Consider the following 10802-nt stretch of genomic DNA (forward strand, 5'->3'; position numbering starts at 1 on the left):
AAACGGAGCCTGCAGGCGCTCGCCGACGCGGGCCTGCCGGCTGCCGTCTCCCAGACCGCCGGGACCTACGTGTGCAATCACGTGTTCTACGGGCTGATGGACCTGTTGGCGCGCGCCGGCTCTGCGGCCCGCGGCGGGTTCATCCACGTGCCCTTCTCGACTCCGCAGGCTGAGGCCCACCAGGCGCCCGGGCTGCCGGTCGGGGAGATGGCCGCGGCGCTGGTGATCATTGCCCGGGCAAGCGCGGTGGCCGGGGCTGACGCCCGGGTGCCGGCCGGTGCGGAACACTAATGCGGCGCGGAACACTAACGCGTCGCAGGACCCTGCGCCGTAGCACCCGGCGGAGCGCCGGCCGCACCGGGCGTTCGGTGTAGCCGCCCGCCTGCAGCCCGGCGGCACGCTCGAAGGGATTCCGTGAAGCGGGGTCGCCCGTGAGGAGCCAGGACAACCCGGCGAAGAAGAAATAGGCGGGGAAAAACGGCACGCCGAAACACAGGGCGTACTGGGCGCTGTGCCGTGCTTCGTGGGCCACCAGGCTGGGTCGCCGGGCAACCTCGGCATGCCCCGCACGGAACAGCACAACGTTGCCCACCGTGAACGCGGAAGCCTTCGGAAGACCGGGGGAGTAGCCGTGTGCAAAGAGGAGGCCGCGGGGCGCCGGCCGGATCTCACAGCCCGCCACCTTCGCGAGTGCCAGCCCGAGCAGTGTTGACCCGTTCACCCAGTTGAGTGCGGAGCGCAATCGGTCGCGGCTGTTCATGGCGCCAGTCTATGAGTAATACCGGCCCGCGGTCCCTTAGACTTACAGGGCCGCCGGAAACCTGTTGCACCACCGCTGCCGGCACCCACTGCGCTCACGACACCAAGGTAAAAGCACACTCATGTCTGAACCCACCAAGCCCTCGGATGCCCCAGAGGCTTATCCGGCTGTGTCCACTCCCGCTGTTGCCCCGGATCCCCTGGACGCCGAAGCGATCGCTGCCGCCGTTGACCGCGCCCTGAGCGACATCGCGGCCGCCGCCGACCTCGACCAGCTCAAGTCGGTGCGCCTCGCCCACACGGGTGAGAAGTCGCCGATGAGCCTCGCGAACCGGCTGATCGGGTCGCTGGCGAAGGACCAGAAGGCAGCTGCGGGGAAGAACATCGGCCCCGCCCGCGGACGCATCAACCAAGCGCTCGCCGCCCGCACCACGGAGCTCGAGGCTGAGCGCGACGCCCGCATCCTCGTCGAGGAGGCCGTCGACGTCACGGCGGCTCCGCGCCGTCGTCGTGCCGGCGCACGGCACCCGCTCTCAATCCTGCAGGAGCGCGTGAGCGACATCTTCGTCGGCATGGGCTGGGAGATTGCGGAGGGGCCCGAGGTCGAGTCCGAGTGGTTCAACTTCGACGCACTGAACTTCAAGCCGGACCACCCGGCACGCGAAATGCAGGACACCTTCTTCATCGAGCCGCCCGAGGCTCACCTGCTCATGAGGACCCACACCTCGCCGGTGCAGGTTCGCGCCATGCTGGAGCGGGAGGTCCCGATCTACGTCCTGTGCCCCGGAAAGGTTTTCCGCACCGACGAGCTGGACGCCACCCACACCCCCGTGTTCCACCAGTTCGAGGGCCTGGCCATCGACAAGGGCCTGAGCATGGCCGACCTGCGCGGGACCCTTGAGCACTTCGCCCGGCTCATGTTCGGCGACGACGCCGGCATCCGCCTCCGCCCGAACTACTTCCCCTTCACAGAGCCCTCCGCGGAGCTTGATATCTGGCACCCCGGCGCCAAGGGCGGCCCGCAGTGGATCGAGTGGGGAGGCTGCGGCATGGTGCACCCCAATGTGCTGCGCGCCGCCGGCATCGACCCCGAGGTGTACTCGGGATTCGCCTTCGGCATGGGCATTGAGCGCACGCTCATGTTCCGCAACGAGGTCTCGGATATGCGGGACATGATCGAGGGCGACGTACGTTTCAGCGAGCACTTCGGGATGGAGATCTGACCATGCGAATTCCACTGTCCTGGCTGCGTGAGTACGCCCAGGTTCCTGCCGAATCGACGGCCGAAGACGTCATGGCCGAACTCGTGAAGGTGGGCCTGGAGGAAGAGGCCGTCCACCGTCCCACCGACGCACTCTCCGGGCCCATCGTCGTCGGCCAGGTTCTCTCCATCGAGAAGGAACCGCAGAGCAACGGCAAGACCATCAACTGGTGCCAGGTCCGCGTGGTCCCCGAAGGCGCTGAGCAGACCCTCACCGCTGACGGCATCGACCCCTCGGGCGTTCAGGGAATTGTGTGCGGTGCGCACAACTTCGCCGAGGGGGACAAGGTGGTGGTCACCCTTCCGGGAGCTGTGCTTCCAGGAGACTTCCGCATCGCGGCCCGCAAGACCTATGGCCATGTTTCCGCCGGCATGATCGCCTCCGTCCGTGAGCTCGGTATCGGAGACGACCACGACGGGATCCTGGTGCTGTCCACCCTGGGCCTGGATCCCGAGGTGGGTTCCGATGCCATGGAGCTGCTCGGTCTCTATGATCAGGCCGCCGAGATCAACGTGACTCCCGACCGCAGCTACTGCTTCTCCATTCGCGGGATCGCGCGCGAGTATGCCCACGCCACCGGTTCCGCATTCACCGACCCGGCTGCCGCCGTCGTCGTTGATTCCGCAGACGGCGCAGGCTACCCGGTGCGACTGGAGGATCAGGCGCCTATCTACGGAAATGACGGCTGCGACCGTTTCGTGGCGCGCGTGGTGCGCGGCGTGGATGCCACGCGGCCGACGCCGCAGTGGATGGTGTCCCGGCTGCGGCTGGCCGGAATCCGTTCGATCTCCCTGCCGGTGGACATCTCCAACTACGTCATGCTTGAGCTCGGGCAGCCCACGCACTGCTATGACGTCGCCAAGCTGACCGGAGACATCGTGGTGCGCCGGGCGAACCCCGGCGAGCTGATCGTGACTCTCGATGACCGCAAGCGCAAGCTGCATCCCGAAGACCTCCTGATCACCGACGGCTCCGGTGCCATAGGCATTGCGGGCGTGATGGGCGGCGCCGCCACCGAGGTCTCGGATGCCACCACGGATGTCCTGGTGGAATCGGCGCACTTCGACGAGGTATCCATCGCACGGGCCCGCCGCCGCCACAAGCTGCCCTCCGAGGCGTCCAAGCGCTTTGAGCGCGGCGTTGACTGGCATGTGGCGGACGTCGCGGCGCAGCGGGTGGTTGACCTGCTGGTGAAGCTCGCCGGCGGCACGGCCGATGCCTCGGCCACCGACGTCGGTGCGGCGCCGGAACCGGTCCTGATCGAGCTGCCCGCCGGCTATGCCTCCGAGCGGATCGGCATTGACTTCGAGCCCGAGCAGGTTGAAGGTGCACTTACGGACCTTGGTGCCGAGGTGATGAAGTACGACGGCGGTTGGCGGGTCACAGCGCCAAGCTGGCGTCAGGACCTCACCATCAAGGACGACCTCGCCGAGGAAATCGCGCGGCTGGTCGGCTACGACCAGATTCCGTCGCGCCTTCCGGTGGCGCCTCCCGGCCGTGGCCTGACCCGCACCCAGCAACAGCGGCGCCGTGTTCTCGCCGCGCTCGCGGACTCCGGCCTCACCGAGGTGCTGTCCTACCCCTTCGTGTCGCAGGACGCCAATGACACGTTCGGCGCGGCCGAAGGAACCGGGCCAGCTGTGAAGCTGGCCAATCCGCTGAGCTCCGAGTTCAGCTACCTGCGGCGGTCAATCCTCCCGGGCCTGATCGAGGTGGCCAAGCGCAACTCCTCCCGTGGTTTCCGGGACCTGGCACTCTTCGAGGCCGGGCTGGTCTTCCTCCCGCAGGAGAGACTCGGCACCGAATCTATCCCGCCGCTCGGCGCCCTGCCGGACGAGGACACGCTGGAGAACCTGTATGGCGGGCTGCCCCTGCAGCCACTGACCATCGCCGCGGTGTTCCTCGGCAAGGACTCACCGGCGGCCGCGGGCCACACCCCGCGCGCCTGGGACTGGGCGGATGCGCTGGACACCATCCGTCTCATGGCGGACGTGGTCGGTGTGGACCTCGTGGTTGACCAGGGTGAGCACCGGGCGTTCCACCCCGGCCGTACGGCCCGCGTCAGCCTGCGCAGCGGCGAGGTGCTCGGTTATGCGGGCGAACTGCATCCGAAACTCCTCGCGGCCCAGGACCTCCCGCCGCGCACCGTCGCACTGGAAATCAACGCCGACCTGCTGTTCGAGGCCGCACCCGATGTGATCGTGGCACGGCACCTGTCAACGTTCCCGGCCACCACCCAGGACGTTGCCCTCGTGGTGGACGCCGCACTGCCCGCGGACACGGTCCTCGCGACCCTGCGCGAGGGCGCCGGCGAGCTGCTCGAAGAGGTACACCTGTTCGACGTCTACTCCGGGCAGGGGATCGGCGAGGGGAAGAAGTCGCTCGCGTTCGGGCTGCGCTTCCGGGCCACCGACCGCACCCTGACAGCCGATGAGGCCAGCGCTGCCCGCGACCAGGCCGTGCACCTGGCGGCCGAACGCCACGGAGCCGTCCAGCGCTGACCCACCCCGCGTTGAGTTGGCAGGACACGCCGTTAAAGGAACCTCAAAAGGGGTGTGTCCTGACAACTCAACGCCGGGCGGAAGGGCCAGGCGCCTCAGGGGACGAGGAGGATCTTCCCGGTGGTCCTGCGTGCCTGAAGGTCCTCATGAGCCTGGGCCGCCTCGCTGAGTGCGTAGCGGGCGCCGATCCGCACCTTCAGGGAACCGTCCGCCACCGCCCCGAACACCTCGCCTGAACGCCAGCGGCGTTCCTCGGCAGACCGCAGGTAGAACGCCAGGCTGGGGCGGGTCACGTACAGGGCGCCGGAGCTGTTCAGCCGCTGCAGGTTGAAATCGGGCACGGGACCGGATGCCGCCCCGAACAGCACCAGCATGCCGCGGACCTTCAGGGACTCCAGCGAGCCGTCGAAGGTCGCCTTGCCGACGCCGTCATAGACCACGTCCACACCGGTCCCGTTGGTCAGTTCCCGCACCCGTTCCGGGAAGCCCTCATAGCGGAGTGCGACGTCGGCTCCTGCCTCCCGCGCGAGCGCTTCCTTTTCATCCGTGGAGACGGTGGTGATGACCCGGGCCCCCTTGGCCTTGAGCAGTTGGGTCAGCAGAAGCCCCGTGCCGCCGGCGCCGGCGTGCGTGAGCACCGTCTCGCCGGCCTGGACAGGGTAGGTGGAGTTGACGAGGTAGTGCGCCGTCATTCCCTGAAGGGGAACCGCCGCGGCCGTTTCCAGATCCACGCCGTCCGGCACCGGCAGGGCCTTCTCCGCCTCCACGAGGGTGTATTCGGCATAGGAGCGCGCTCCTTCGGCGAAGGCAACGCGGTCGCCCACGGCGAACCCCTCCGCTTTGCTCCCCACTTCAATAACCTCGCCCGCGGCTTCCCCGCCCGGAATGAACGGGTACTCGACCTGGTAGATCCCGGACCGCTGGTAGGTTTCGATGAAGTTCACCCCCACGGCCGCCACCTTCACGAGCAACTGCGTGCCGGTCGGTGTGGGGCGGTCCAGGGTGACGGGTTTCAGGACCTCCGGCCCTCCGGCCTGTTCAGCGGCGATGGCAATGGGCATGGTGTGGTCTCCTTCTCGTTGCGTATGCTCGTATCTCGAACCAACCGGACCTGCAGGATACTCATTCCCGCCCGGCAAATGGATGCATAAATATGTGTCGGTATGAATAGGTTTACTGTACGATGGGAAGCATGAGTATTTCCGTGGCGGTATCAGGAGCAAGCGGCTACGCCGGCGGCGAGGTTTTGCGCCTGCTCTCCACCCATCCGGACGTGACCATCGGCGCCATCGCCGCGCACAGCAGCGCCGGCAGCCGGTTGGGCGAGGTCCAACCGCACCTCCACTCGCTGGCCGACCGCATCATTGAGGAAACCAGCACCGACAACCTCACCGGACATGACGTCGTCTTCCTGGCGCTGCCGCACGGGGCCAGCGCCGAGGTGGCTGCGCAACTGCCGGACGATGTGCTGGTCATCGATGCCGGCGCCGACCACCGGCTCGAAGACGCCGATACCTGGCAGCGCTTCTACGGTTCGGCGCATGCCGGAACCTGGCCCTACGGGCTCCCCGAACTTCCCGGCGCCCGCGAGGCGCTGCGCGGCGCACGCCGCATCGCCGTGCCGGGCTGTTACCCCACCAGCGCTCTGTTGGCACTCACCCCCGGATTCACCGCCGGGCTGCTCCAGCCCGACGACGTCGTCATCGTGTCCGCGTCCGGTGCCTCCGGAGCGGGCAAGGCCCAGAAAACCCATCTCCTCGGGTCCGAGATGATGGGCGGCATGAGCCCGTACGGAGTGGGCGGCGGGCACCGGCATACCCCGGAGATCGAGCAGGGGCTCGGTTGGGCAGCCGGAACACCGGTCACGGTGTCCTTCACGCCCACGCTCGCTCCCATGGCCCGCGGAATTCTCACGACGGCAACGGCGCGCGTTATTGCGGGCACTACCGCAGCGCAGCTGCGTGAGGCCTGGGAAGCCGCGTACGACGACGAACCCTTCGTCACGCTGCTGCCCGATGGCCAGTGGCCCGCCACCAAATCGGTCCTCGGCTCGAACACGGCGCAGCTCCAGTTGGCCTTCGACGAGCACGCGGCCCGCGTCATCATCAGCTGCGCAATAGACAACCTCACCAAGGGAACCGCAGGCGGAGCGGTCCAGTCCATGAATATCGCCCTCGGTCTCCCGGAGACCACGGGCCTGACCGGATCAGGAGTTGCTCCGTGAGCGTTACCGAACCGAGGGGATTCCGCGCCGCAGGCGTCGCCGCAGGACTGAAGTCGACGGGCGCACGTGATGTCGCCGTCGTCGTCAATGACGGCCCGCACCGCCACGCGGCAGCGGTCTTCACTTCCAACCGGGTGGCAGCCGCCCCGGTTCACTGGTCACGCCAGGTGGTGTCCGACGGGCGGGTGGACGCCGTTGTCCTCAATTCCGGCGGAGCGAATGCCTGCACCGGGCCGGAGGGTTTCCAGAACACGCATCAGACCGCCGAGTTCGCAGCGGAGGCGCTCGGCGTGTCCGCCACGGACGTCTTTGTCTGTTCCACCGGCCTCATCGGGGAGCAGCTGCCGATGGACAAGCTGCTGCCCGGTGTACGCCGCGCCGTGGGTCTCCTCTCGGACGGCGGTGGGCGGGCGGCGGCGGAAGCGATCATGACCACCGACTCGGTGTCCAAGACCGCGTCCTATCCGGCCACGCAGGATGATGCGAGCGAGGGCTACACCATCGGAGGCATGGCGAAGGGAGCGGGAATGCTCGCGCCCGGACTCGCGACCATGCTCGTGGTTCTCACCACTGACGCCGTCCTCGACCCTGCCGTGCTCGATACGGCACTGCGCGCCGCCACCCGGGTCACCTTCGACCGCGCGGACTCGGACGGATGCATGTCCACCAATGACACCGTGGTGCTGCTCGCCTCGGGGGCGAGCGGCGTCCGGCCGGATCCGGTGCAGTTCGCCGAGGCACTCACCGGTGTCTGCGCCTCGCTGGCCCACCAGCTCATCGAGGATGCCGAGGGCGCCAGCCACACCATCGCCATCCGGACGTTCAACGCAGCCACCGAGGATGACGCCGAGATGGTGGGACGCGCGGTGGCGCGCTCCAACCTTTTCAAGGCCGCCATCTTCGGCGCCGACCCCAACTGGGGCCGGGTGCTGGCGGCGGTGGGCACTACCAGCGCTGCCTTCGAACCCGACCGCCTCGACGTGGCCATGAACGGCGTGCAGATCTGCCGCGACGGCGGCATCGGGGAGCCCCGGGAACTGGTGGACCTCACAGGCCGGCTCGTCACCGTCGAGATCAACCTCAACGCCGGGTCCGAGGCAGCGACCATCTGGACCAATGACCTCACCCACGAATACGTGCACGAAAATTCGGCCTACTCGAGCTGACGCTCCTGCCCGGAACACCGCGTCGAAGGACACCATGAACACTCTCAACGCCGCGCAGGACAAGGCGGCAACCCTGATCGAGGCGCTGCCCTGGATCCAGCAGTTCGCCGGCACCACCATGGTGATCAAGTACGGCGGCAACGCCATGGTCAATGATGACCTCCGCCGCGCCTTCGCCGAGGACATCGTCTTCCTCCACCACGCCGGAATCCATCCCGTTGTGGTGCACGGCGGCGGTCCGCAGATCAATAGCATGCTTGACCGGCTCGGGATCACGTCCGAGTTCAAGGGCGGGCTGCGGGTCACCACCCCGGAGGCGATGGACGTGGTGCGGATGGTGCTCACCGGGCAGGTGGGCAGGGAACTCGTCGGCCTGATCAATTCACACGGTCCGTACGCCGTCGGTCTTTCCGGTGAGGACGGCGCGCTGCTCCGGGCTATCCGGACGGGCACCGTCGTGGACGGCGAGGAAGTGGACCTCGGCCTGGTCGGTGAGGTGGTCGGCGTGAACCCGGCCGCCATCCTTGACATCCTCGAAGCCGGACGCATCCCCGTCATTTCCACGGTTGCCCCCGAGATCGATGACGCCGGCAACGGCACCGGGCAGGTCCTCAACGTCAACGCCGACACCGCCGCCGCCTCGCTTGCCGAGGCGCTCGGAGCATCGAAGCTCGTCATCCTGACCGACGTCGAGGGCCTCTACTCGAACTGGCCCGACCGCACGAGCCTCATCTCCTCTCTGACGGCCACCGAGCTGCGCGAACTCCTGCCCGCCCTCGAGTCGGGGATGATCCCGAAGATGACCGCGTGCCTCAAGGCCGTGGACGGGGGAGTGGAGCGTGCCCACATTGTCGACGGGCGGCTGCCGCACTCGATGCTGCTCGAAATCTTCACCACAGCCGGTATAGGCACGCAGGTAGTGCCGGACGAGGACGATGCGGCATGAACGGCAAGGAATCGTCCATTGAAAGTGCTCCCGCGTCAGCCCTGGTTGACCCGGCGAAGGGGAAGGAGTGGCTGCAGCGGTACGCGGATTCGGTGCTCGGTGTGTTCGGCACCCCGCAGCGGGTCCTGGTGCGCGGCGCCGGCTGCCTGGTCTGGGACGCCGACGGCAAGCAGTACCTCGACCTGCTCGGCGGCATTGCCGTGAACGCGCTGGGCCATGCTCACCCCTTCGTCACCTCGGTGATCTCCTCGCAGCTGGCGACGCTCGGCCATGTCTCGAACTTCTTCACCAGCCCCACCCAGGTTGCGCTTGCCGAAAAGCTGCTGGCTCTCTCCGGTGCGCCTGCGGGGTCGAAGGTGTTCTTCGCCAACTCCGGTACGGAGGCCGTCGAGGCGGCGTTCAAACTGGCCCGCCGGAACAGCGCGGCTGCCGCGGACGCGAAACCCCGCACCCGCATCCTTGCCCTTGAGGGCGGCTTTCACGGCCGCACCATGGGAGCGCTCGCGCTGACCGCGAAGCAGGCCTACCGCGAGCCGTTCGAGCCGCTGCCCGGCGGCGTCGAGCACCTGCCGTTTGATGATCTTCAGGCGCTGGAGGCCGCGCTGGATGAGTCCGTCGCCGCCGTCGTTCTGGAACCCATCCAGGGTGAAGCGGGTGTCCGTCCGCTCAGTACCGGCTACCTGCAGCGCGCCCGGGAACTGACCCGCGAAGCCGGAGCGCTGCTGATCCTGGATGAAGTGCAGACCGGGGTCGGTAGGACGGGGCGTTGGTTCGCACATCAGGCCAGCGGCATCACTCCCGACGCCATGACCCTCGCCAAGGGACTCGGCGGCGGTTTCCCGATCGGAGCGCTGGTGACCTTCGGGCCCAGGGCATCCGCGCTGCTGACGGCCGGCCAGCATGGAAGCACCTTCGGCGGCAACCCCGTCGCCACGGCTGCTGCGCTCGCCACGCTGCACGCGCTGGAAGCGGGTGCGGTGCTGCAGAACGCGGACGACGTCGGCGCTTTCCTCCGCAGCAGCCTCACCGCTGTGCCCGGAGTGGAGGAGGTCCGCGGGGAGGGCCTGCTGATCGGCTTCGACCTCGACGGCGATTTCGCGGCCGAAGCCGTCAGGGAAGCGCTCGAGCAGGGCTTCATCATCAACGCTCCGACTCCGCACACCCTCAGGCTCGCACCGCCGCTGATCCTGACCCGTGCCGAAGCACAGGGGTTTCTCGACGCCTTGCCCGGAATCCTCGACACCGCACGCACCGCCAATGCACGCACACACGCTGCCCAGAGCACGGAGGCCCCCGCATGACCCGTCACTTCCTGGTCGACACGGACCTGAGCCAGTCAGAACAGAACGAGGTCCTCGACCTGGCGCTCGAGCTGAAGAAGGCGCCCTACTCGGCCTCGACGTATGCCGGGGAAGGTACCGGGCGCAAGACGGTCGCGGTGATCTTTGACAAGACCTCCACCCGCACCCGGGTGTCCTTCGCCACCGGGATCGCGGACCTGGGCGGGGTGCCGCTCATCATCGGTTCGGGGGAATCACAGCTCGGCCACAAGGAATCCATCACCGACACCGCCAGGGTCCTCGAACGGATGGTCTCCACCATCGTCTGGCGCACCTACGCACAGGCAGGCCTGGAAGAAATGGCGGCGGCGTCCTCCGTTCCGGTGATCAACGCGCTGTCCGACGATTACCATCCGTGCCAGCTGCTCGCCGATCTCCTCACCATCCGGGAACACAAGGGCAAGCTCGCCGGGCTCACCATGGCGTACTTCGGCGACGCTGCCAACAACATGGCCAACTCGTACCTCCTGGCGGGCGTCACCGCGGGGATGCACGTGCGCATCGCCGGCCCGGAAGGCTACCTCCCCGAGCAGCGCATCGTGGACGCCGCGAACAAGCGTGCCGTGGAGACCGGCGGCTCGGTCCTCATCACCACCGACCCCGC

The 10802-nt window shown here is 67.8% G+C and carries 9 protein-coding genes and 1 pseudogene; 8 read left to right on the forward strand and 2 right to left on the reverse strand.

Annotation, left to right across the window (positions count from 1 at the left end; translation table 11 throughout):
* Positions 1-291: pseudogene (locus tag X803_RS19935) on the forward strand (pyroglutamyl-peptidase I); the annotation flags it as partial.
* Here X803_RS19935 and X803_RS21565 read toward each other — a convergent pair.
* Positions 227-760: an eCIS core domain-containing protein gene (locus tag X803_RS21565; RefSeq protein WP_156930067.1), complete on the reverse strand. Its 534-nt coding sequence runs from the start codon at positions 758-760 to the stop codon at positions 227-229. The pseudogene X803_RS19935 and the gene X803_RS21565 sit on opposite strands and share 65 nt — an antisense overlap.
* Positions 761-881: 121 nt before the next feature.
* Here X803_RS21565 and pheS point away from each other — a divergent pair, with 121 nt between their 5' ends.
* Complete coding sequence (gene pheS / locus X803_RS0113170; protein WP_084033753.1) at positions 882-1982, forward strand: phenylalanine--tRNA ligase subunit alpha; 1101 nt, start codon at positions 882-884, stop codon at positions 1980-1982.
* Between the two features lie 2 nt (positions 1983-1984).
* Positions 1985-4522, forward strand: coding sequence for a phenylalanine--tRNA ligase subunit beta (gene pheT, locus X803_RS0113175; protein WP_026545499.1), 2538 nt, complete (start codon positions 1985-1987; stop codon positions 4520-4522).
* Positions 4523-4617: 95 nt separating this feature from the next.
* On the opposite strand, the gene X803_RS0113180 is transcribed toward pheT, so the two are convergent.
* Positions 4618-5583, reverse strand: coding sequence for a quinone oxidoreductase family protein (locus X803_RS0113180; RefSeq protein WP_026545500.1), 966 nt, complete (start codon positions 5581-5583; stop codon positions 4618-4620).
* 131 nt (positions 5584-5714) lie between these two features.
* Between X803_RS0113180 and argC the strand changes: the two genes are divergently transcribed.
* The 5 genes from argC to X803_RS21570 all read left to right on the forward strand — a co-directional run.
* Positions 5715-6746: an N-acetyl-gamma-glutamyl-phosphate reductase gene (gene argC / locus X803_RS0113185; protein WP_026545501.1), complete on the forward strand. Its 1032-nt coding sequence runs from the start codon at positions 5715-5717 to the stop codon at positions 6744-6746.
* Positions 6743-7912: a bifunctional glutamate N-acetyltransferase/amino-acid acetyltransferase ArgJ gene (gene argJ, locus X803_RS0113190; RefSeq protein WP_026545502.1), complete on the forward strand. Its 1170-nt coding sequence runs from the start codon at positions 6743-6745 to the stop codon at positions 7910-7912. Before argC ends, argJ begins: the two co-directional genes overlap by 4 nt.
* A gap of 34 nt (positions 7913-7946) precedes the next feature.
* A complete protein-coding gene (argB, locus tag X803_RS0113195) occupies positions 7947-8858 on the forward strand; it encodes an acetylglutamate kinase (protein ID WP_026545503.1) in 912 nt (303 codons plus the stop codon).
* Positions 8855-10159, forward strand: coding sequence for an acetylornithine transaminase (locus X803_RS19940; protein WP_051470747.1), 1305 nt, complete (start codon positions 8855-8857; stop codon positions 10157-10159). The genes argB and X803_RS19940 overlap by 4 nt, the downstream gene beginning before the upstream one ends.
* Positions 10156-10802: ornithine carbamoyltransferase (locus X803_RS21570; RefSeq protein WP_035778965.1), on the forward strand; the 647-nt coding region annotated here is incomplete at its 3' end. The genes X803_RS19940 and X803_RS21570, both read left to right, overlap by 4 nt.

The organism is Arthrobacter sp. 35/47, assembly GCF_000520475.1.
Classification (GTDB): Bacteria; Actinomycetota; Actinomycetes; order Actinomycetales; family Micrococcaceae; genus Arthrobacter_D; species Arthrobacter_D subterraneus.